At 45.7% G+C, this 23,226-nt stretch carries 20 protein-coding genes and 1 pseudogene; 12 read left to right on the top strand and 9 right to left on the bottom strand.

The window, feature by feature from the left end:
- The first annotated feature begins 154 nt into the window (after nucleotides 1–154).
- From FEF09_RS09230 to FEF09_RS09220, 3 genes are all read left to right on the top strand, one after another.
- Nucleotides 155–3,547 (top strand): SusC/RagA family TonB-linked outer membrane protein, encoded by a 3,393-nt coding sequence (locus FEF09_RS09230; protein ID WP_146304840.1) that lies wholly within the window; start codon nucleotides 155–157, stop codon nucleotides 3,545–3,547.
- A gap of 22 nt (nucleotides 3,548–3,569) precedes the next feature.
- Nucleotides 3,570–5,084 carry a RagB/SusD family nutrient uptake outer membrane protein gene (locus tag FEF09_RS09225; RefSeq protein ID WP_146304839.1) on the top strand — a complete coding sequence of 505 codons (1,515 nt, stop codon included), beginning with the start codon at nucleotides 3,570–3,572 and terminating at the stop codon, nucleotides 5,082–5,084.
- A 142-nt stretch (nucleotides 5,085–5,226) separates the two neighbouring features.
- Complete coding sequence (locus FEF09_RS09220) at nucleotides 5,227–7,059, top strand: alkaline phosphatase (RefSeq protein ID WP_146304838.1); 1,833 nt, start codon at nucleotides 5,227–5,229, stop codon at nucleotides 7,057–7,059.
- Nucleotides 7,060–7,185: 126 nt separating this feature from the next.
- On the opposite strand, the gene FEF09_RS09215 is transcribed toward FEF09_RS09220, so the two are convergent.
- The 5 genes from FEF09_RS09215 to FEF09_RS09195 are packed head-to-tail and all read right to left on the bottom strand — an operon-like array spanning nucleotide 7,186 to nucleotide 10,914.
- Nucleotides 7,186–8,247 carry a hypothetical protein gene (locus FEF09_RS09215; RefSeq protein WP_146304837.1) on the bottom strand — a complete coding sequence of 354 codons (1,062 nt, stop codon included), beginning with the start codon at nucleotides 8,245–8,247 and terminating at the stop codon, nucleotides 7,186–7,188.
- Nucleotides 8,248–8,286: 39 nt separating this feature from the next.
- Nucleotides 8,287–8,946 carry a response regulator transcription factor gene (locus tag FEF09_RS09210; protein ID WP_146304836.1) on the bottom strand — a complete coding sequence of 220 codons (660 nt, stop codon included), beginning with the start codon at nucleotides 8,944–8,946 and terminating at the stop codon, nucleotides 8,287–8,289.
- Nucleotides 8,939–9,724: a sensor histidine kinase gene (locus FEF09_RS09205; RefSeq protein WP_146304835.1), complete on the bottom strand. Its 786-nt coding sequence runs from the start codon at nucleotides 9,722–9,724 to the stop codon at nucleotides 8,939–8,941. Before FEF09_RS09205 ends, FEF09_RS09210 begins: the two co-directional genes overlap by 8 nt.
- Nucleotides 9,679–10,353, bottom strand: a complete 675-nt coding sequence (locus tag FEF09_RS09200; RefSeq protein WP_146304834.1) for a hypothetical protein — start codon at nucleotides 10,351–10,353, stop codon at nucleotides 9,679–9,681. Before FEF09_RS09200 ends, FEF09_RS09205 begins: the two co-directional genes overlap by 46 nt.
- Before the next feature lie 6 nt (nucleotides 10,354–10,359).
- The gene (locus tag FEF09_RS09195; RefSeq protein WP_146304833.1) at nucleotides 10,360–10,914 is read right to left on the bottom strand and encodes a hypothetical protein; all 555 of its coding nucleotides are present in this window, start codon (nucleotides 10,912–10,914) and stop codon (nucleotides 10,360–10,362) included.
- A 380-nt stretch (nucleotides 10,915–11,294) separates the two neighbouring features.
- On the opposite strand from FEF09_RS09195, the gene FEF09_RS09190 reads away from it, so the two are divergent.
- From FEF09_RS09190 to FEF09_RS09165, 6 genes and pseudogenes are all read left to right on the top strand, one after another.
- A complete protein-coding gene (locus tag FEF09_RS09190) occupies nucleotides 11,295–12,389 on the top strand; it encodes a caspase domain-containing protein (RefSeq protein ID WP_146304832.1) in 1,095 nt (364 codons plus the stop codon).
- Nucleotides 12,379–13,014: a hypothetical protein gene (locus FEF09_RS09185; protein ID WP_146304831.1), complete on the top strand. Its 636-nt coding sequence runs from the start codon at nucleotides 12,379–12,381 to the stop codon at nucleotides 13,012–13,014. The genes FEF09_RS09190 and FEF09_RS09185 overlap by 11 nt, the downstream gene beginning before the upstream one ends.
- The gene (locus FEF09_RS09180; protein ID WP_146304830.1) at nucleotides 12,968–13,729 is read left to right on the top strand and encodes a hypothetical protein; all 762 of its coding nucleotides are present in this window, start codon (nucleotides 12,968–12,970) and stop codon (nucleotides 13,727–13,729) included. The genes FEF09_RS09185 and FEF09_RS09180 overlap by 47 nt, the downstream gene beginning before the upstream one ends.
- Nucleotides 13,730–13,734: 5 nt before the next feature.
- Nucleotides 13,735–13,929 carry a hypothetical protein gene (locus FEF09_RS09175; protein ID WP_146304829.1) on the top strand — a complete coding sequence of 65 codons (195 nt, stop codon included), beginning with the start codon at nucleotides 13,735–13,737 and terminating at the stop codon, nucleotides 13,927–13,929.
- 75 nt (nucleotides 13,930–14,004) lie between these two features.
- Nucleotides 14,005–14,421 (top strand): annotated as a pseudogene (locus FEF09_RS09170) (caspase family protein); the annotation flags it as partial.
- 169 nt (nucleotides 14,422–14,590) lie between these two features.
- Nucleotides 14,591–14,803 (top strand): hypothetical protein, encoded by a 213-nt coding sequence (locus FEF09_RS09165; RefSeq protein WP_222596939.1) that lies wholly within the window; start codon nucleotides 14,591–14,593, stop codon nucleotides 14,801–14,803.
- Nucleotides 14,804–14,982: 179 nt separating this feature from the next.
- On the opposite strand, the gene FEF09_RS09160 is transcribed toward FEF09_RS09165, so the two are convergent.
- The 3 genes from FEF09_RS09160 to FEF09_RS09150 all read right to left on the bottom strand — a co-directional run bounded on the left by FEF09_RS09160 (nucleotide 14,983) and on the right by FEF09_RS09150 (nucleotide 19,023).
- Entirely contained in the window at nucleotides 14,983–15,381 is a 399-nt protein-coding gene (locus FEF09_RS09160; RefSeq protein ID WP_261387396.1) for a sensor histidine kinase, read from the bottom strand.
- A gap of 132 nt (nucleotides 15,382–15,513) precedes the next feature.
- A complete protein-coding gene (locus tag FEF09_RS09155) occupies nucleotides 15,514–17,220 on the bottom strand; it encodes a tetratricopeptide repeat protein (RefSeq protein ID WP_146304825.1) in 1,707 nt (568 codons plus the stop codon).
- A gap of 162 nt (nucleotides 17,221–17,382) precedes the next feature.
- The gene (locus FEF09_RS09150) at nucleotides 17,383–19,023 is read right to left on the bottom strand and encodes a M28 family metallopeptidase (protein WP_146304824.1); all 1,641 of its coding nucleotides are present in this window, start codon (nucleotides 19,021–19,023) and stop codon (nucleotides 17,383–17,385) included.
- A gap of 120 nt (nucleotides 19,024–19,143) precedes the next feature.
- On the opposite strand from FEF09_RS09150, the gene FEF09_RS09145 reads away from it, so the two are divergent.
- Both FEF09_RS09145 and FEF09_RS30655 read left to right on the top strand, forming a co-directional pair.
- The gene (locus tag FEF09_RS09145; RefSeq protein ID WP_146304823.1) at nucleotides 19,144–20,187 is read left to right on the top strand and encodes a helix-turn-helix domain-containing protein; all 1,044 of its coding nucleotides are present in this window, start codon (nucleotides 19,144–19,146) and stop codon (nucleotides 20,185–20,187) included.
- Nucleotides 20,188–20,371: 184 nt separating this feature from the next.
- Complete coding sequence (locus FEF09_RS30655; protein ID WP_186774255.1) at nucleotides 20,372–20,539, top strand: hypothetical protein; 168 nt, start codon at nucleotides 20,372–20,374, stop codon at nucleotides 20,537–20,539.
- Between the two features lie 45 nt (nucleotides 20,540–20,584).
- Here the strand turns inward: FEF09_RS30655 and FEF09_RS09140 are convergent, their stop codons facing one another.
- Nucleotides 20,585–21,862 carry a PepSY-associated TM helix domain-containing protein gene (locus tag FEF09_RS09140; protein ID WP_146304822.1) on the bottom strand — a complete coding sequence of 426 codons (1,278 nt, stop codon included), beginning with the start codon at nucleotides 21,860–21,862 and terminating at the stop codon, nucleotides 20,585–20,587.
- Between the two features lie 261 nt (nucleotides 21,863–22,123).
- On the opposite strand from FEF09_RS09140, the gene FEF09_RS09135 reads away from it, so the two are divergent.
- The gene (locus FEF09_RS09135; RefSeq protein WP_186774254.1) at nucleotides 22,124–23,083 is read left to right on the top strand and encodes a helix-turn-helix domain-containing protein; all 960 of its coding nucleotides are present in this window, start codon (nucleotides 22,124–22,126) and stop codon (nucleotides 23,081–23,083) included.
- Nucleotides 23,084–23,226 lie beyond the last annotated feature (143 nt).

Genomic DNA, 23,226 nt, shown 5'->3' with positions numbered 1-23,226 from the left:
TTTAACCGCTTTAGGCGCACAAAAGGAAGCACCAATTCTAATCATCATACCAGTCAATGCTTAATTTTTAATTCCTGATTCTTAACTCCTCCATAGGGCGTCCTTTCAAAAAAGGGCCTGACATACTATTGCCTTTACCTTAACACAGACATATATGCAAAAAGACAAACTACATTTCTCTTCACGACTTCGCTCAGTATTCCTCACGGGACTGTCGATGCTCGTGCTGGCATCTACCTCCTTCGCCCTGCCAACAGGTTCTCAGGCATTACAGAAAATCCTGCAACGTTTTCAGGTGAAACAAGGTAGCCTCTCTGCGGCACTGAAACAACTGGAATCAACTGCACAGATCAGTCTCGCTTATGACGAAGCTGCGCTCCAGAAAGTACAGGTACACGCAGAAACTTATCAGAAAAAGTCTGTTATCAGTATCCTTCAGGATCTGTTAAGTCAATCCTCTCTGAAATTCGAAGAAAAATATAATACCGTATTGATCTATGACAGCGCGGCTGCTCAAACAATCAGTGTGGCCACTCAACAGGCACAGGAAAAAGTAACCCTGATCGGTTCCGTATCTGATAAGAACGGTCCGCTGATCGGTGCTACTGTAATGGTAAAAGGCACCTCCAACGGTACTGGTACAGACGCTGCCGGTCAGTTCAAACTGTCAGTTGCACAACCGGTCAATAATCTGGTACTGGTTGTCAGCATGATCGGTTTTAAAACACAGGAAATCGTTGTTGGTAATCAACATAGCTTTCAGATCGTGCTGGTTGAAAACAGTCTTAACCTGAACCAACTGGTAGTAGTAGGTTATGGTACACAGCGTAAAAGCACTGTATCCGGCGCTATTGCTGACGTACAGCTGGATAAACTGAACTCACGTTCCCTCGGTGATGCAAACGAAGCTTTACAAGGTAAAGCACCGGGTGTAACCGTGCAGAACAATGGTGGTGATCCTACCTCTTCTCCAAAAGTATATATCCGTGGTATGGGTGGTATCAACGGTGAGTCTGCACTGACGATCGTAGATGGTTCTATCTACACCGGTGGTCCGATCAACCCGAATGATATCGAGTCTATCAACGTATTGAAAGATGCGGCTGCTGCCATCTATGGTGCAAGAGCTTCCGGTGGTGTGATCCTCATTACTACTAAAAAAGGTAAAGAAGGTGCTGCAAGCGTATCCCTCGATGCTAAAATGGGCTGGCAGTATGCTGCTAAAAAACTGGATGTACTCACCGCAAAACAATTCGCTGATGTAGAAAACATCGCTTATGCTGCTGCTGGTACTCCTCTGGCAGACGCTTTCAACGCTACAAAATACCCTGATGGTCAGATCACCCGTACTGACTGGCAGGACGAGATCTTCCGTACCGGTAAGATCAACGATTATAATGTGAACGTGAAAGGTGGTACTGATAAAAGCAGATATTACATGGGCTTCGGCTACCGTCGTAACGAAGGTATTCTGTTGAATACACAGGCAGAGCGTTATACCTTCCGTATGAACTCTGACGCGCTGGTAAAACCATGGCTGAAAGTAGGTGAGAACCTCTCCTTCACCTATACCAACGGTAACGGTGCTAACACAACCAGTCCTTATACAGGTGCCATCTTCACCGCATTGGGTTATCCCCGTCATATCGCGCCGCGCACTCCTACGGGTGCTTTCAGTGGTATGCCTGTTGATTATGCAGGTTCTTATGGTGACCTTGCCAACCCGGTTGCGATTCTGGAAAGAATGGATAACAAAACGCCGACTACCAACATCAATATCAACCCGTACGCTGAGATCTATGTAACCAAAGATCTCGTGTTCCGTTCCAACTTTGCTTTCACAAAATCCCTGAGCGATCAGAAATCATTCACTACCCGCGCACTGGAGATCGGTAAGATCAATACCAGCAACGGACTGTCTGAATCAGTGAACAATGGTACCAACCTGCTGGCAGAGCAGACATTAACGTACACCAAAACTTTCAACGGCGTACACAACATCAACGCAATTGCCGGTTATACTTATCAGCACGACGATAATACTTATCTCTATGTATCTGCAAGCAACTTCGGAGATGAAAGAGACGTATATCGTTACTTTGATAACTCCGGTACCTGGGCAAAACCATCCAGCGGCAGATCACAGACAGCACTGGAATCATTCCTTGGTCGTGTGAACTATGACTATAAAGGCAAATACCTGTTCACCATATTGGGTCGTCGTGATGGCAGCTCACTCGTAGCACCACAGAACCGTTACCAGAACTACTACTCTGTATCTGGTGGCTGGGTACTGACACAGGAAGATTTTATTCCTAACAGTTCCGTACTGAGCTTCGCAAAACTGCGTGCGAGCTATGGTGTACTGGGTAACCTCGGTAGCTTACCGGCTAACGCCATCAACATCAACCTGAAATCAGTAAATATCTACACTGGTGCTAATGGTAATCAGACAACCGGCCTTGCTGAAGATGCACTGTCTAACCCGAACCTGACATGGGCTGATTCCCGTCAGATCAACGTTGGTACTGACCTCGCCTTCTTCAAAAATAGCCTGTCCGTTACTGCTGACTATTTCATCAAAACTACCGAGAACATGATCCTGCAGGTAGACCCACCAAGTACTGCAGGTGTTAGCACCGGTATGTTCAAAAACATGGGTAAAGCCCGCGATAATGGTATCGAACTCGGTATCAACTATAACGGTCGTGCTGGTAAAGACTTCACATATGGTATCGGTGCCACACTGACCAAAGTGAACAACAAGCTGCTGGAACTGGAAGATGGCAGAAACGAAGTGGTATCTTCTTCCAACATCAACGTACGTAGTACTCTGAATCCGATCGTAACCCGCGTAGGCAATCAGATCTATGCATATAACGTGATCAAAACTGCCGGTATCTTCCAGACACAGGAAGAGGTTGATAATTATAAAAACAAAGATGGTCAGCTGATCCAGCCAAATGCAAAACCCGGTGACCGTAAATTCATCGATAAAGATGGTAACGGTACGATCAATAACAATGACAGAGAAATCGTAGGTAGCCCATTTCCTTCTTTCTCTTATGGTCTGAGTCTGAATGCTGCTTATAAAGGCTTCGATGTGAACGTATTCGCACAGGGCGTACAGGGTAACAAACTGTTCAACGCACTGAAATATACCAATATGAACGCGAGCATCGGTACTAACTATAACATGCTGACCGGCATCCTCGATGCATGGACACCTACCAACACCAACACCGACGTTACCCGTATCATCTCTACCGACAAAAACGGTAACTATGGTAACACATCTGACTGGTACATCGAAAACGGTTCTTACCTCCGTATCAAAAACATCACACTGGGTTATACACTGCCTGCATTGCTGAGCAACCGTGCACACGTAGGCGCTGTAAGACTGTACGTAACAGCTACTAACCTGTTCACCATCACTAAATACAAAGGATACGATCCTGAAGTAGGTATGGACGAATTAGGTATCGATAAAGGTCGTTACCCACAGGCTAAGAATGTTCTGATTGGTCTGAACGTTAATTTCTAATCAACACAAACTGACGATTACAATGAAGCAACTCATAAAAAATATTACCCTCTCCCTCGCAGGTATTTCCCTGCTGGCGGCTTGTAACAAAAAGCTGGATATTACACCGGAAGGTGCGCCTACCTCCGGTAACTTCTGGCAGACTGAAACCGACGCTATCTCCGGTGCTAACGCGATGTACAACCTGTTTGACGATGAAAACTTCTACGGTCGTGGCTACTGGTGGTTTATCAACGCCAGTGATGACATGGTAACAGGTCGTGTAAAAGCGGAAGGTGACAACATCAAGAACTTCAACAGCAATTTTATCGGTGGCTCTTATACAGAAGGACAATGGAAGATGAGATATATCGTGATCAAACGTGCCAACGATGTGATCATGCATGTACCTGCTATCCCAATGGATGAGAAACTGAAAAACCGTATTCTGGGTGAAGCGTACTTCCTCAGCGGTCTGATGTACTACGAACTGGCTTATACCTATGGTGATGCCCGTGCCGGTGTACCTATCGTAAAACGTGACAGTCTGACCGGTGACAAACCAATTCCCCGTTCTGCAAACGTAAATCTGGTATATGATTACGTTGAACAGGAATTGAAACAGGCGGCTGCACACCTGCCTTATTTCGATACTTATTCTTCTGATATTTATGGTCGTCCGCACAAAACAGCTGCTTTCGCATTCCTGAGCAAAATGTTCCTGTACAAAAAGGACTATGTAAATGCAGAAAGATATGCTGACTCAGTCATCCTGAGTGGCAAACACAAACTGCTGGACAAATTTGCAGACGTATTCACCATCGCTAACAACTGGAGCAGCGAATATATCTGGTCAGTATACTCTAACTCACAGGGCCCGGGTGGCTGGGGTAGCATCCTGCCAGGCGTAATGCTGGAAAACAAAGGTTGGGGTAAATACAATGGCTGGGGTTATTATATGCCCACCAAAGAGCTTTATGACTCCTATGAGGAAGGCGATCTCAGAAGAGAAGCAACTATCCTGAAACCGGGTGATCATTTCACCTTCTACGGAGAAGACAATACCTATGCTTCTACCAACAGCTTGTCAGGTTATCAGTTCCGTAAATACATGGAACCATTCTCTTATCCTGCGGGCCAGCACCTGAGCCCTAACGGAGACCATCCTACTACTGACCTGAACCTGCCACTGCTGCGTTATGCAGAAGTACTGCTGATCAAAGCGGAAGCTGAACTGATGCAGGGTAAAAATGCAGATAAGGAAATCAATATGATCAGACATCGTGCTGGTCTGAAAGATGTAACCGGCGCTACCATGACTGAACTGAAAAAACAACGTCGTTCAGAACTGGCCGGCGAATGGGCAAACCGTCACTACGATCTGGTACGTTGGGGAGATGCACAGGCAGCTTACGCGAAAGCATTACACGGTTTCGGTGGTGCTGAGATCTGGCCTGCACGTAGCTTCAATCCTGCTATTCACAATGTATGGCCTGTACCAAGAAGTGAAGTGACCAGTAGCAATGGAGTTGTAAAACAGAATGGCGGCTGGGAATAATCAGCTGACAGCATAAAGAACGAATGAATTACGAATTGCGGACTACGGATCATGATCCTCCGGTAAGCTAAATTACCAATGGATGCAGAAAACGTAATCTGTAATTCGTAATTTGCTTTTTATAATATATTGAAATACAGTAATGCTTAGATCCTCATTCCTTTCTCTCTCACTGCTCGCCGCTATGACAGCCGGCGCGCAGACCAGCAGCTATGCACCGATCAATGCACATTCGCATAATGACTATGAGCATCCTATTCCGTTTCTGACCGCTTATTTTCGTCATTACGGATCAATAGAAGCAGATGTTTTTGAACGTAACGGTCAACTGTTTACCGCTCATACCGAAGAAGCGATCCGTCCGGAACGTACACTGGAAAAGCTGTATCTGCATCCATTGCGCGAGCAGATCAGACAGAATGGTGGTACTGCCTATAAAAACAGCAAGGACACTTTACAGCTGATGATCGATTTCAAGACCACCGGCGTGCCTACCATAAAAGCACTGATAAAGATCCTCGACCGCTATCCTGATATCACAAAGAATCCTACAGTGGTGATCACCATCAGTGGCGACCAGCCGGCATTGGCACTCTGGGCACAATATCCGGACTACATTCATTTCGACGGGAAACGCGGATTTACCTACACCGCTGCACAGGAAAAACGAATTCCGATGTACAGTGTGGATATCAAACAATTTACCAACTGGAATGGTAAAGGAATCATTGTAAAAGAAGAAAGAGCAAAAATTCAGCAGTGGGTCGATAGTGTACACATGGCTGGTAAAAAAGTGCGTTTCTGGGGCATGGCTGACAATGTGAACACGTGGAAAACCCAGATGAATATAGGGGCCGATTATTTGGGCACCGACCTCGTGGAAGAGATGGCTACCTTCCTGAGCAACAGACAAAATCTTGAATACAACGGCACCGCCGCTCCTCATACACTGTACAATGCCCGTTATGTAAACAATGACAGCATGGGTAAAGTAACCAATGTTATTCTCCTGATCGGTGATGGTATGGGACTTGCACAGATCTATGCGGGTTTCACCGGTAATCACGGTCAGCTGAATCTCCTGCAGATGAAGAATATCGGCTTCTCCAAAACCTACTCTTCTGATAGTTACATCACCGATTCAGCGGCTGGTGGCACCGCCATGGCGACCGGCAAAAAAACAAACAATCGTTATGTAGGTGTAGACGCTACTGCAGTGCGTATTCCAGCCATTCCTGATATCATTGCACCAAAAGGATACAACAGTGCACTGATCAGTGCCGGTGATATTACAGATGCTACACCAGCTGCTTTCTACGGACATGTACCTGAAAGAAGTATGGAAGATTCTATTGCTGCCAATTTCCTTAATAGTCCGGTAAGTATCATGATCGGTGGTGGTGCAAAACACTTCAATCAGCGTAAAGATGGCAAAGACCTGCCAAAATTGCTGCAGGATAAAGGTTATACATTCAGTACCAATCTCGATGAACTGAACAGTATCCAGTCTGATAAATATCTGGTACTGGACAGCCGGGCAGAACGTTCCATGTTGACCGGAAGAGGCGAATTCCTGACCCTGTCACTGGAAAAATCTATCGCTTCCCTGCGTAAGCAAAACAAAGGCTTCTTTATTATGGCGGAAGGTGCACAGATCGACTATGGCGGTCATGCGAACATTGTACCTTATGTAGCCACAGAGATGATGGATTTTGATAAAGCGATCGGCGCTGCCATGAAATTTGCAGACGAAGATGGTCATACATTGGTGATCGTGACAGCCGATCATGAAACAGGTGGCTTATCCTTACTGGATGGTAATATCTCTAAAGGTTATGTAGATGGACATTTCAGTACGAATGATCACACTGCGGTAATGGTGCCTGTATTTGCCTATGGACCGCACTCACTGGATTTCAGAGGGGTATATGAGAATACGGAGATCTTTGCGAAGATTATCGCATTGCTGCAATAATATGACATGTTTTACGGCTGACTAAAAAGGCCGCCTGAATATAGTCTGACTATACTTAACATACGTTAATCCTACCTTAAAAACGTAGCATTAACGTATGTTAAGTATAGTCAGACTAATAACAAGCTACTTATCTTCCTTTTTCATAAATTTTTCCAACACTCTTCTTCTGTCACCGGGATTTCCTTCCAGATATTTCAGCACAGCTCTTTTGACAAACTTCCGCACATCTTTCTTCAATCCCGGCATATCTAATTTATCCTTGCTACGTCCTTCATACGTCACTGGTTCTCCCTTTACAGCAGCAAACAGTACCAGCATTTTTCCGATCCGTTTCTTGTTGACTTTCAGCACTGCTTCTTCTTTTTCACCCATTTCCACAAAGGCATCTTCCAGCCCTTTTAACACACCATCGACCAGTGAGCCATGGCGTTTCGTACTTTCATTATTTGCAAAGGAACGTATATATGGTGCAGGATGAACAGTATAGATATGATGATATCTGAGAATAATATGGAAGATATAACCGTTGATAGCTGTTTTCAGTTCAATTGGCAGCCATGCATTCATGCTACCATAGTCGTGTTTATCCAGCAGGTCATTGAATAGTTCGGAGATGCCGGTTCTGAAATAAAACACATTCCGCTGCAATTCTCCCCGGTTATCCACACTGATGATCTTTAATCCCGCATTCAGATAGGCCAGCTGTTGCAGCATGATATTCATCGGAATATATGCTACCTGATTATGTTTAAAAATGGATTCTTCCAGCTGAAAGTCCAGTTTAATGCCATTCGGTTCGCCATCTGCGGGATGCGTTTCAATTTCGTATATACCCGCGTGAGAGGTGACAGAATGTATTGCTCCGTCTACGAAAACACGGACGAGTAAAAAACGGCTGATAGCAACCAATAGTGCAATTTTGAAATTCTTACCGGAAGTTATCTCCTGCAAAAAGGCGACCTCATGTAATAATTCATCGGCCGGAGCGCCTGAAATAACCACACTGACAAAACTATCGGGGTTGAACGTGATCTCTATTGTGGATAAACCTGTTACATCTTCCAGATAATCAGTGATCAGCATTTTCATCAGGCGTCTGATGCCGTAGCTGTTCACCGAACCCAGGTACATTACCGGTCGATTGCGGATAGATTCAATAACAGGAAGAGAAGGCCGTCCGTTCATATTTTTCTGCTTTACTTCCTGCAAAGTAACGCAATCATTTCACACCACCACCAGTTTGTTCTTTATCGCATACAGGACCAATCCTACGCGTGTGGAAACGTTGAATTTTTTGAACAATGCTTCACGATATCCATCGACAGTACGCTCGCTGACAAACATCTCTTTTGCAATCAGCTGATAGCTTTTTTCACTACAGGCCAGACGCAGGAATTCCATTTCCCTGTCACTGAGTTTTGCTATTGCATGCAGCGCTGATTTTTCGTCTATGAGTGCATTGATCGACTGCATCACTTTACGGGTCACCATATCATTGTAGTAATATCCCAATGCGAGGATATCATCAAATGCTTCTTTCAGTTCGCCGGGTTCTGCATCTTTGAGAATATAGCCTTTTGCGCCATGCCGGATCATTTTTATGATGGCCGTTTCAGCATCCATGGTACTTAATGCCAGTACTTTGATATCGGGATGATGCTGACGCAACCATTCGGCGGAGGCGTAACCGTCCATATCCGGCATATTCACATCCAGTAATACAATCTCGGGCAACTGTCCGCCGGTCATTTTTTCCATCAGTTCTTTCCCACTGGCAGCTTCAAACAAAACTTCATAATTGGGGAACAGGTTGATCAACACCGAAAGTCCTCTACGGAACATGGTGTGATCGTCAACAACAGCAATGAATTTTTTTTCAGACATGGGGTATGGTTATAGTAATGATAGTTCCTTTTCCGGGATGACTGGTAATGTTGGCCTGTCCTCCCAATACGGCGGCCCTGTTGGTAATATGCTGTAGTCCGAGTCCGCTTTTTTTGCTCAGGGCTTCTGCTACGTGGAATCCGGTCCCGTTATCGCAGATACTGACATACAATTGTGTATCCATATAGCGGCAGGTGATCTCCACTGCTGTTGCCGCTGCATGCTTGAGTACATTTTGCAGGGATTCCTGTATGATGCGAAAGAGGATCAGCTTTACCTGTTCTTCCATGGGTCTTTCTGTTCCTTCTACCAGCAGACTGACATGCGTGACACCGCTCCGGTTAATCCGTTCTATTTCCTGATCGATATTGCCTGCAAAGCTGAATAGCTGCACCCGCTCTGTACTTAATCCTTTGGCCACATCCCGGAGAATGCTCATGGCCTGTCCGATTGTATCTTTTACTTCATGTAATCCGGTGTCAGGGTGTTCTGCCCGTTGCCCGATGATATTGAGCTGTACTTTCGCCAGACTTAACAACTGTCCTACGTGATCATGCAATTCCTGACTGATATTATTGAATGTTTCTTCCTGAATTTCGAGGGTAGCCTGTAATAACTGCCGGTCAAACGCATGTTTCATCTGCATTTTCTCTGCCGCCACCTGTTGCTGGCGGTTATTATAAGCCCAGATCATAATCAGCAATAGAATACCCAGAAACAGTAATACGGCGATTACTGCGATGATGATAATAACAATCTGTTGATTCGAATCCTGCATAATACAAATGCGACGCAATAAGAGGAATAGAGAATGATATTTACTACAGGCAAAATCGCACGATACAGGCTGGTGTTACCAATCACAATATTATTACTTCTTATATATTGCTGTAATCCGAGCAATACAAGCGTAATGAGGCCAAACAGGAGGTTAGCGGCGCTTATCCAGGAATAAGGGTCTTTAAACATACCTAACTGTGTATCTCCATGAAGCGCTAACCTCAGTAACACAAAGCAAGAGAAAACAATATTAAGGATTTCGATCAGAATAACAGAAATATTATTGAACTGCCCTTGTCCCTGCAGGAAGAAAAAATTGATAAAAATGAACAGGATGGAAAGCAGGCTAATGATGATATAAATAGGCTTTTCATTTTGCCGGAGCCGCAGCATAATACCATACAGATAGAGATTCATCGGGGTAGACAGCAGGATGTACCAGTTATAGATAAAGTCACTGCGGGTCCAGCCGAGCATGCGGTAATTGGTGCCAACTATTTCTACTATATTGGTTAACAATAGCAGAGGGATAAACAGGAGGAGCCGGCAATGAGAGAGCCCCTTGTAGCAGATGACTGCTACAAGGAGGCTTAACAACTGGAAATACTGAAATAGGTCTAATGTCATGGTATATCAGGGTTGCAGGCTGCCAAAGTCGTAAACGATCGGTGGTTTATAGGTAGCACCATCTGCTGATTTAGCATAAGGTATTACAAATATTGCCACCCGGTTTATCTTCTCCTTTATTTCAGGCTTTGTAACATCATATTTAAATTTTTCAAGGATCTGGACTGTGTATATGCCCAGCGCGAGCTTAAAATAATGCTTCCAGGTTGGCTTATCGTCTAAGGCCTTTCTGGCATCCTCCATAAATGTTGAAAAATCCGCTGCATTAAAATCTACAGACGCGGTCAGTTTACGAGATGCCGGAAGGGGTGCGTTAAATATATCACCTTCATTTCCGGTAAACCCATGCCTTCCCATTACATTGATATACTCGATAATACACAATTCTGCCATTTCCGGATCAATGCGCTGTCCTTCAGATTCCGATTCTGAAAGCACAACGGTTTCAATAAATTCCTTTTGCTTGTCAGCAGACCAGTCTTCAAATCGTCTTTTAAGCCCTTGGCTTGCTTCTTTAAATTCGCGTAAAAGTTTGCTAAATAATGCTTCTGTTGTGGACATCGTTTTGGGATTTTGGTTTGTTATTGAGGTTAAATTATCACAGGCAAGTTAGCCCGCTGAAAGCATTCAACGATACCCAACTAACAAAAACGGGGAAAAGAAGTTTAGCCCCGGGGAAAACACCCTCCATACACCGTATTAATTCTTAATACATAAACAGCTATAATATGTCAATAAAACTTGTTCACATTCCGCCAGTAGCGTAATTTTATAATCAGATACAACACCCCAGACACTAGCTATAAAGAAGGATCATTTCAACAGCAGATTTTATATATATACCCCAAACAGCAATAAATGTATAACACCATTATGCAGATCGTACCGGTATTCCTCCCGGACGCTGCACACATTATTCTAACAGCAAAATCAGTAACCCCATGGACCCTCAGATTGTAATATCCGAAACACCGCCTTCTGCCACTGACCTGTGTGAAGAGGCTATCAATGAGAATCTGTCCAAAGGACTACCTGTCAATGAAGAAGACTATGCTGTCATCGTGGGCGTCAGCCATTATATCAGTCTCGCCCCTTTGAATGCACCTGTTACAGATGCCTGCCGCCTGAGAAACTGGCTGATAAAAGCCGATGGTGGTAACATGCATCCCAATCATGTATTCTTCATACCATCTACGGCCGGCAGTAACACGCCTGACCAGCTGGCCATTGACAAAGCATTATCAGACATCATCCAGATGGCAACAGCTAAACCTGCACGCCGTCTTTACTTTTACTTCTCCGGTCATGGCTTCGGGTCTAACTGGGAAGTCAACGGTATGTGTCTGCCTATCTGGTCACCCAGTTTCTATAACGCGGCCCTTTCCTCAAAAGCCTATCTGGATTTACTGGTGGAGCAGGACCTGTTTCAGGAAGTGTATTTCTTCCTCGACTGTTGCCGGGACAGGAAGATTAACACCAAACCTTTACACTCCATGCTGGGCGGTGACCATCCGGGTGGCGCCAATACGATGGCGGTTGTACTCTACGCTGCAGAATACGAAAATCCGGCGTGGGAGGGGATGATGAACAACAATGGTAATCTGCAGGTACATGGTTACTTTTCGCGGGCCCTGATGGAAGCATTGAATGGCGGCGCTGTCAATAACAATGGTGATATCACGATCACCAGTTTCATTGACTACGTCCGTGAAAAGACAGAATCTTATGCACAGGAACGCAATCAGACACAAACCGTCCGCTCCGATATCAGGAACAACAAAAACGGCCTGAATTACGTCTTCCACCGCACAGGCAAAGTGCCCGGTACAGTGCTGACCATTACATTCAAAGCTGCCGGAGAAATTACACTGGACGGCCCTGATCTGAACAACATCAGATCAGGCATTGTACAGACAGGCGATTCGTGGCTGGTACCATTGGGTAAAGGGTATCATCAGATCACGAATAAAACAACCCGGTCTTCTGCATTCATCACAATAGATGGTACACTTAAAACCATGAACTATGACTTCTGAGACGCCCACCTATAAACTTACCGTCTCCGCTGTCGGGGTGATGTCAGACTTTGCGCATCTCACGGTATACAACGGTTTTCTGGAAGATATTGCCAGAGGATATGAACAACTCAATCTGGTGCTAAAGCCCGGCTTATACAGTATCACACTTAAGCTGGATGGCAATATTATCAAAGAACATGTGCGTCTTACACAGGACATGGATTTCCAGATTCCCACACCGCCTGTGTATGCATCACTGGTAGCGGACAAGTTCAAATCTTCCCACGAATATTATGCAACCAATGCACATAAATACAGTCTTGAAACTACCACGGGCAATGCATCGGAAGAAGGCGGCGCCATCTTTCTCTTTTTCAGATATACAGATGTAGAGAAAAGGAGAGAATTGAACAACGAACAGCAATCCCTTGGTCAGGGCTTTTCTCTGCTCGATGCCGGTCGTCAGGTCATATATACACTGGAAGGCAATAATATCAGGGAAGACACGGATGCCGGCTGGCTGTCCTTTCATGCGGTATTGCCAGCAGGCACTTATTACCTGCATTATACCGGACATCAATGTAAAAACGACATCGGTGAAGAGCAACATCTGCCCGCAAGGAATACCTATTCAGGTATTTAAAAGCGGTGATCAGCTGAAAGGACTGTCAGGGGAATGTTGGCAGACGCAGGTCTTTCTCACTTTTGGTGATGGTCCCATCTTTCCGTCTATGAGCATTTTTATTGCGCCGCGCAAACAGGGATTTGTCAATGATGATGAAGGGAACTACCGGATAGACGGTCTCCGGCATAAGTTTCACAATGGTGTGTATATCCTGCCGGAGAAGGTACTACTTGAATTCGAACAGGGGCAATGGGCATCTCCCATGAAAGGATTACTGGCTGCCTATGTCTATTTCAGTAGTCCGGAACTGGATAATGAAGAATTATTCCGCAATGTCACACAGGATATCCCCGTTCTGCTGGGACAAGACACACCGGATGTGAAGGCACTACAGATCATGGCAGCCCAATACTACCGGGAGCCGATCCCAGCGATTTCGTTAAGTGAACCCTGTATGTTTCTGGCAGGTATCCGGGCTATTATCAGGGCCTCTATCAAGGCGCCGGATGTGATTGTGGATGATAGTCTGCTGGAAGATATTACCGACAAACTATACAACGATATGGTCTGGACCTCCTATCTGCCGCCGCCATTACCGGAGCCGGTACAGGCATCCATCTCAGCACCACAAAGTGAACTTACTTCAAGTGTTGTCAGTGCTGTGGAAAAGATCATCGGGAATGAAAATCTCCGGAAGAAATCGGTGAACGTTTACTCAGGTCTCAGACGGTAAGTACTTTGCTTTATTACATCGACAAACTGGATCGTGAGCTGGATGTGAATGATCTGGCTACCCGACTACAGATTCCACCCAATGTAGTGCGCAAAACAGTACAGCATATTCTTAATTTTTCCGAAAACATCAAAGATACGGAGAGCAAACCGGAGCAGTTCTCGGTCCGCAATATCAACAAATTAAAAAACATCCGGTAATACCCCTTATATGACACCACAAAGTTATGCACTACACATCGGTCTCAATGCCGTTAATCCGGCAGTTATGAAGGCTGGAACGGAGAATTGTTCGCCTGTGAAAATGACGCTGCGGTATACAGATCAATCGCAGAGAAAGCAGGCTTCGGGCAGATCTTCTCTTTACTGACAAAGGAGGCGACGGCTGCCAACGTCCTGCAACATCTGCAGACGGCAGCCGGACAGTTACAGTCAGGCGATATCTTTCTTTTAACGTATTCCGGTCATGGCGGCGTGTTGACAGACACCAACAAGGATGAGACGAATAACTTCGGCGAAATGGACGGATTTGATGAGACATGGTGCCTGTATGACCGGCAACTGATAGACGACGAATTGTTTGCCTGCTTTGGTCAGTTCAAAGAAGGGGTACGTATCCTGATCTTTTCGGATAGCTGTCACTCAGGATCTGTTGCTAAAATGCCGTTCCGGTGGATCTTAACACGCGCATAGATCCTGCGACTTACACCCGGGCAAGATTTGCGCCGCTGTGGGCATTGATACGCACGTATAACGCGCATAAGGCTGAATATGACACGATACAGGCTCCCCTCACACAAAACCTGAAGACATCAAGGCTTACGTCATTCAATTTGGTGCCTGTCAGGACGATGAATTAGCGATGGAAGTCTGGGGAAATGGTATGTTTACCGCCAAACTACAAAAGGTCCTGAATGAGCCTGTAAATAGCTATAATGATTTATTCGCTGCTATTAACAGAGGATTTACCGCCGAACAACATCCTAATCTGTTTCACTACGGCAACAAAGCATATGAATTTCTTTCACAGGTACCGTTTTCTATTCAATCGGAGACGGGTGTAAAAGCGGAATAAGGTTATTGTTGCTGGAAGGTAAGACGGACAGTCAGTCCATGATTACTTTCAATCTCCAGCTGGCCATCCAGTTGCGCGGCAAAGGTTTGTATCAATCTTATACCAGTGACTTCCCTTCTGCGAAATTGACGTCGGAGGGAAGTCCCTTTCCATTATCAGCAATGATCAGCAGTAATTTATTACCGCTGATATATCCAGTGAGATGGAAATGCTGCCTCCTTTTCCGTTGGGAAGGCGTATTTAATGGCATTGGTCACTACTTCACTTAATATCAATCCCATGGGCACTGCCTGAGAAACATCCATTTCTACCTGTGCTATATGCAGGTCGAAAAAGATATGCCCTACGCCCCGGTAGCTATCTTCCAGATAATGTACCAGTTCATGGATATAGGATGGCATACTGACAAGGCTCAGGTATTCGGACTGGTATAATTTCTGGTGAATGAGCGATATGGATTGCATGCGATGAGCGCTGTCTTTAATAGCTGCCAGTGCTGCTTCACTTTCCAGAAAATTGGACTGTGTGTTCAGCAGGCTCATAACAATCTGGAGGTTATTTTTTACCCGGTGATGCACTTCTTTTACCAGCCATTCTTTTTCCTCTACTAATCTTTGCAGGGAGTTATTTTTAGCTGTGATCTCTTTCTGTTTAATAGCCAGTGCGCGTATACTCCTCTGCTTGAGGCGATATCGGTTTTACGCTGAGTATTAACAGTATACCAACAGTATAATGCTACCAAAAGTGACACGTTTCAAAAGGTTAGATTGTCTGATCTGCTTCTGCTGCATCAGGCTTTGCTGGCGTAGCGCAGCAATATCTTTTTCTTTCTGACTGGTTTCATACTTTACCTGTATTTCTTCCAGTTCTGTCATATGTGTGGCGCTATAAATAGAATCAATTAATAACTGGTAGGCGCGCAGATGATGGATGGCGGATGCGCTTCTGTTGAGTATAGAATCTGCCTGAAACAACATCAGGTGGATGTCTTTCACCATGGTCACCGGTGTACGGCCGGGCATGATGGCTAAAGCTGTATCCAGATAAATCGCTCCTCTTTCATATTGTTTCCGTTCGAGATAGAATTTGCCGACGGAATAATAGGTGATAGCTGATATTTCATTACCCAGCCGGGTACGACTTTCCCAATACAGCATTTCCTGATAATACTGCTCTGCTTTCCTGTATTGTCCCATCACTGTATAACAGGCGGCATATGCGCCTGCCACCAGTTCTTTGTTGAGATGATGTACCGGCGGAAAATACTTCATGGTACGATTCAGCATGGCCAGTGCCTCGGCGGTCTGTCCCTGTCTGATCAGTTCTTTTGTAAGGTAGTAGTTAATTCTGGAGACAGGTCCTTTGTCAAAATTGCGCTCATAAACGGTGAGTGCCTTCCGATACCATTCAATGCTACGAACGGGATCATTCAACTGACTGTATATGGACCCTATTTTCTCATAGGTCATACCTGCCATTGCACTATCTCCGGATTCGTCAATTGCCTGTACACAGGCCAATCCATACCCCAATGCTTTATTCAGATTACTCCTGAACAGGCTGATATCCATCAGTTGGATATAGTTACGCGGCAGATATTTGTCTCCCTGCGCTTTTTCCATTTCGAGTACCTTTAGCAAACCGGCTTCTGCCAGTTGTAATTTCCCTTGCCGGCGATATACTTCTGCTCTGGCTCCCCATACCCAGATCTGCCGTGGAATATCTTTGAGGCGGATATAGATGAGCAGTGCATTGGTCATGTATTCTGCCTTTGCCGTAAAAGTGCTGTCATGATCAGGAATACGATATCCCAGATCAATCCACCAATCTGCCTCATCGAGGTAATTATGTTCGGCGTGTAATTCATTAATGACTGACAGGTACATTTCTTTACCGGCTTTGATATTATGGGATTCAAAATAGTGTCTCCCAAGCAGGCGGGTAGCCTCCCGTTGTCCTTTTACATACCTGATTTTCCGGCTTTCATAAAATGCCTGACGGAACCAGGTACCGGCGGTGTCCATGTCTGCTTTATTACTATAAGGCCGTTCCAGATAGCTTATTCCAACCAGCATTTGTGCGTTGACTACGAACACTTTATCAGGTGAAGTACGGATCAAGTCCACCACATGTCCGGGTTGTCTGCCTTCCAGATACGCCTTTACCGCCAGCAGACGGGCTTCCATATACCCGTTCTGGTAATTGAGGCGGTGAGCCAGTTGCTTCGCTCTTTCGGACAAAAGAAGTGCTGTATCCAGATGCACGCGTAACTTTTCAGGCATCCAGACATAGTGTTGTCCCTGTTCGATCATCAGATCGACCAGATTACTATCCTGCGCAGCACTATTGATCAGGGCCCAACGTTCCTGATTGGATATTTCTTTTTTAGTCGTGGCTGTGCTCCTGCATGCAGGCATAACAGTAAGGAGAAAAGTATACAGATGATACTTCTGATAATGCTCATTCTGGTTGATTACCTTACAAAGATGATTAAGATTCTTTGATCTTCCTACTGGAAATAAAAATCCGGAAGCCCTGTCTAACGGGACTTCCGGATCATCAGCTATTTATAATAACTGCTATCTTTTTGCTTTGAATTCTGAACCTTCTTTCCATTGCGGGAACTTATCTTCATTGGATAAGGTGAGGCCTACATCAAAGAGGAAACGTACATCTTCCACCATTCCGGACAATTCCCAGCTGGGATCCAGTTGGTCGAACGGAGAGTGGTAGTGATCACGGCCGTACATGGCGGCATGATCCGGCGCCCAGGTGGAATCATGATACAAGGACTGATTGCCGCTACCCGGATACAATGCAGGAATGCCGACTTTGGCGAAATTAAAGTGGTCTGAACGGAAGAACCATCCACCAGAAGGATTGGCTTCAGGTATCAGGAAACGGCCTTGTTTTTCGGCTGCTTTTGCTGCGTAATCATCCAGCTCAGATTGTCCTTTTCCGATAATAGTGATGTCTTTTGTACGCCCGAAGAAGTTAAGTACATCCATGTTGATATCGGCAACGGTGGATTTGATCGGGAATATGGGATGCGTTGCATAGTATTCTGAACCCAGCAGGCCTTGTTCTTCACCAGTTAAAGCGAGGAACAATACGGAACGTTCAGGCGGATGTTGTAGTTTCTTAAAGGCTGTTGCCAGTTGTAACAGGCCTGATACGCCGGAAGCATTATCGAGCGCACCATTATAAATAGTATCTCCTTTTACGGCTTCCCCTACGCCGAGGTGATCCCAGTGAGCGGAATAGATGATGTATTCATCTTTTCTTTCTGTTCCGGGCAGGAGTGCAGCCACGTTGTGGGAAACAGATTTACGGGTTTTATTATGGAGGGTCAGGGAAGCGCTTACGCCTAAAGATACCGGCTTGAATCCCGGGCGTTTTGCCTGATTCATGATCGTGTCAGATACGCCTGCCAGCTGGAATAGCTTTTTGGCGGATTCCTGTGTGAGCCATCCTTCAATAGCGGCACGGCTCATGTTGTTATCGGCAGTCTGCAGATCCAGTTTGGGTTTAGACCAGCCACTACGTACGACGGTCCAGCCGTAGCTGGCGGGCAATACATCATGGATGATGAGAATACCGGCGGCTCCCTGACGGGCAGCTTCTTCAAATTTGTATGTCCAGCGGCCGTAGTAGGTCATGGTACGGGTCTTTCCTTTGAACAGGGTACTGTCATAGAATCCCGGATCATTCACCATTACGACAACGGTCTTGCCTTTCACATCCAGTCCGGCATAATCATTCCAGTTATATTCCGGCGCAACGATACCGAACCCGGCAAAGATCATTTCGGAGTTATTGATAGATACCTGATCCTGTACACGTTTGGTACCGGCTACATACTGGTCCAGATAGGTGAGTTTCAGGTCACCCTTCTTTCCATTGATCCGGAGGTCACCATCCGGATTGGACTGGATTTCTACCATGGGTACGTCCTGCAGATAACTATTACCGTTACCCGGTTGGAGGCCGATTTCCTTAAATCGCTTTTCCAGATAGGCGAGGGTTTTTTCTTCACCGATGGTAAAGGGTTTGCGGCCCTGAAATTCGTCGGACGCCAGTACGGAGATATCACGCATCAGACCGGCGGAATCGATGGCTTTAATGGCGGTGGAGTCGTCTTCCCGGCCCGCCTGCTTTGTGCCTGTATTACAGGCGGCAGCCAGCGTAGCCAGCAATAAAAGAGAACGCAGGTCTTTCATGAGCAAGTTGTATTTCCACTAAAGATATTAAATTCATGAAAGGTCCTCCCTGCTGATGTTCTCTCTTTGCGTAAATAATTATATGTTTGCCGACCACACCCCTCCCTAAATCTAAACTGTATGCAATATTTCGGAGAACGATTAAAAGCCGCACGTAAAATTAAAGGCTGGTCCCTGCAGGACCTGGCCAATCAAACCGCAAATTCCATTACCAAACAGGCGCTGAGTAAATATGAAGCTGATGTAATGCATCCCTCCCGTAAAATCTTATTGTTGTTATCAGCTGCATTGGGCGTAAAACCAGGTTACTTTGAAGGACAACCGGCATTCAGACTGCCGGATTTTGAATTTCCACGTAAGGGGAACGTACCATCTAAACAGATCGACAGTATTAAGGAGAAGGTGAAAGGCGTACTGGAGCGTTATCTGCAGGCAGAATCATTACTCAACATGCCGGTCAGATTCAGTCATCCACTGAAGACATTTCCGGTAGCGGATGAGACAGCAGCGGCTGCGATTGCTGTCAGACTACTGGACAAATGGGACCTTGGCAAAGGCCCGGTTCACAACATTACAGGGATGCTGGAGGAAAGATCTATCCGCGTCATTGAAGTAGATGCGCCTGTCACATTCGATGCGCTGGGCACCTGGATTGACAAGGTACCGCTGATCGTACTGCATCAGGACAGGCAGGCTGACATCAAGCGTTATTACGCATTGTATGAATTAGGCCAGCTGTTATTGACTGTTCCGGAGACGGCAGACAAGGACCGCATCTGTCAAACCTTTGCAGCGGCGATGCTGCTTCCCGGCGATACGCTGGAATCATTATTGGGGGCTAAAAGGACGGCTATTGCACCCGGAGAACTGATCTGTATCAAAGAACAGTATGGTCTTCCGATGCAGGTAATTATGAAACACGCCATCTTCAAAGACATCATTGACCGGAAAGAGACCGGGGCATTCTTCCGTATGATCATGGATAACAAAGACGAAATTGGTCTTGGATGTTATACAGGTCAGGAAAAGACCGGCCGTTTTGACAGGATGGTGCGCAGGCTGATGGCGGAGGAAGTCATTCCTGCCCAGAAGGCGGAAGCACTGACCGGCATCCCGGAAGAAGCGCTGAAAAAGCAACTGGAAGTATTTGCGGTTTTATCCTGAGTACCGTAAAAATTTTATGGAAAATGCCTTTTACGGAATTCGTAAAAGGCATTTTCATTTGTTATCACTCCCATACGGGAAAATTCCCCCCATCGGAAACCGTGTATTTCCCATTGTCCGGCACCTTGCTACAGGACTACATTTGTATCGTACAAACAACCCCGTCACCTTAATCCGTACGATCATGGACCCCGCATTACTTACACACCATCTGGAACAGATTGACAGAAAGATTGTGAGAAAAATAATTGCTGATGCCGCGAAAGATCATCTGGCGCCTATTCATCCCGGCACGACCGTTTCCGGTGCTAACCCCAATAAGTATACAAACAAAAGGAAAGCGCCCCGGTGATAACCGGAGCGCTTTCCCGTGTATGTGGGCTATTACTACGCTTTGTTAATGTCCGGCAGCATCGGCCACCATTTTTTGTTCTGTCTGTGCATGATGCACTTTCTTGTGATGCTGTTTGTTGTGTCTGTTATCCTTCTTCTCTTTTCTTCCTTTATTCCACCACACCAGAAATCCGGTAACGGGTAAACTTGCGCAGATGAGACTCGCAAAGAAAGCGAGGATCTTTCCTGGCAGTCCGGCGATAGCGCCGACATGAATATCATAGTTCATACCGATCAGTTTTTCACCGGCATTTTTATCTTTTGCTGTTTCGTGTAACAACAGCTTACCTGTTGTTTTATCAAACTGCAGGGCATCATAATCATAGTACGTCTCTTTTCCCCAGTATACGAACATACGTATCGTCGCTGTGTTGGCGGCAGGCGTTTCGCGTACGCCGATACGTTTTGCTTTCGGGAACTGCTTTACGGCAGTAGCGTAGGCGATGTCCAATGGTTTAACATTGGCCGGCGGCAGTGCCAGTGTATCAGAGGTAACCTCTTTATGTTTTGGCGGTGTAACGCTACGGGAAGCGACCACATAAACGGTTGTCTGGAACCATTTAAAGGCCCATACCATTCCTGTGAGGGCGATCACGAGGGCTACGACCATGGCATAGAAACCTAATACGTTATGCAGGTCGTAATTGACGCGTTTGAAGTTGCCTGACCATTTGATCTTAAAGCTCTGTTCGCGGGCTTTTTTGGACCACTTTTTAGGCCACCAGAGGATTAGTCCGGTAATCAGCAGAATGACGAATATAAAGGTGCTCCAGCCTACGATCGGCTGACCATACTTATCATTCAGCAGCAGGCTCCAGTGCAGGTATTTTACAATCACGAAGAAATCCTTCTTCATATCGCGTACCGCGGTCACCTGACCGGTATATGGGTTGACATACGCCATTTTATAGTAGGCGGTGGTGCCAAAGAGGGTCAGGGCGTTTTCGTCGCCGTCCTTATAGGTAATGAATTCCCATGCGCGGTCGGGCTGACGGTAGGTAAAGGTGCTCAGCACCGGAAATTCCTTTCCGAGAGCGGTCTGGGCCTTTTCCTGTAGTATGGTAAGGGGGAGTGTCGGTTGTTGGGTGGGTGTGACAAACATGATATCATGATGCACCCATTCATTGATTTCTTTCTGGAATACAAAAATACAGCCGGTCAAAGCGACGATAAATACAATGATTCCGGATGCCAGTCCCAGCCAAAGGTGTAGCCAGCCGTTCAGCTTTTTTCTCCAGGACGGGCCTTTTTTCTTGCCGTTTGCTTGCGTATTGTTCCCCATGTGGCAGACAAAATGTTAAGAAATGAATTGCTTCCTTACGGTAGGGGCCGGTCACATTAGTCGCATAGGGTCTCCTTACCGAATCAGGGGACAAAAGTCGGGGAGCTAAAATGGAAAAACCAGACGAAAAGGGAATTTTACTTACGCAAAACGGAAAAAATAAAAATTGAGCACTGGTAATGAGGCTGCAGTACCGTTCTATAATTTGGTAGTACGATGACCCTACCATTGTCCATTTCAACCCAAATAGGGCAGCCGATTTTGTTTACCCCCGGCCTGCCTGAGGCCTATTCCAGCTACGCGCTGCAGGGCACGAAGCCGTTTTATGCGGTAAGTGACAGCTTTGGTTGTATCCTGTTCCAGCAGGTGGCCAATCACAGCTATAAGGCGTGGATGAGTCATTATATCATTAACAAACCGACAGCATTCAAAATAAAAGGAAATGTGGACGACCTGTTGCTCCACCATACGTTAAAGGGGAACATGTTTTATGAGCTGAATGGCCACGAAAGCGAAACTTTCCAGCATCAGATGAACATTGTCGTAACACCGCGTCTCAGACACCTCGTGCGGTTTAAATCACCGGGGCTATATGTGGCACTGGAAATCCAGATCCCGATAGAAGAGCTGAGAAGTTATCAGGAAAGCTTCCCCGTTGTACAGGAATTACTCAATAAATTATCGAACGAAAATACCATAACTCTCCTGGATCAGAACATGATAGCCCATGAGCGGCTGCGCAACATTATACAAGACATAACAGAACGTCAATTACCTAAAGCTGCCAGCGAAAAATACAGAGAACAGAAAACAGGAGAATTCATCATTGAATCACTTGATATGCTTACACGTTATTTAACAGATGCCAACGGCCTGAGTGCCGCCGACCACGAAAGAGGCGAGCGTACAGAAGTACATCTGCTGAAACATCTACAGCAGCCATCACCTCCCACCCTCAAACAGCTTGCAAGATTTGCCGGTACCAATGAAAAGAAACTGGAAGAGATCTTCCGGAGCCGACACGGCATTACGGTGTATGACTTTTTTCAGAATGCCCGGATGCGTATCATTTACCGCAAACTCACGGAAACGGCTGTACCCTTACAGGACCTTGCAGAGGAATTCGGTTACACGGATTATTCGAGCTTTTCCTACGCTGTAAAAAAGCGGTTTTCACTGAGCCCGAGAGAGCTTCGGAGAAATAGTAGTATTAACTCGTAAGAGAAATTCTTTTTTTCCAAAGTTCGTCGTCCAACTCCTAACATGAACCGTACAAGCATGACGTAACTTTAAAACAGAAAGAACAATATTATTCGTTTTCGTTGCCATAACGACCTATAATACGACAAGAACATTTAATGGTA

The sequence above is a fragment of the Chitinophaga pinensis genome (genome assembly GCF_007896845.1).
In the GTDB taxonomy this organism is placed as follows: Bacteria; Bacteroidota; Bacteroidia; order Chitinophagales; family Chitinophagaceae; genus Chitinophaga; species Chitinophaga pinensis_C.
The sequence above is the reverse complement of the archived record's forward strand: the minus strand, read 5'-3'. Positions and strand labels throughout refer to the sequence as shown.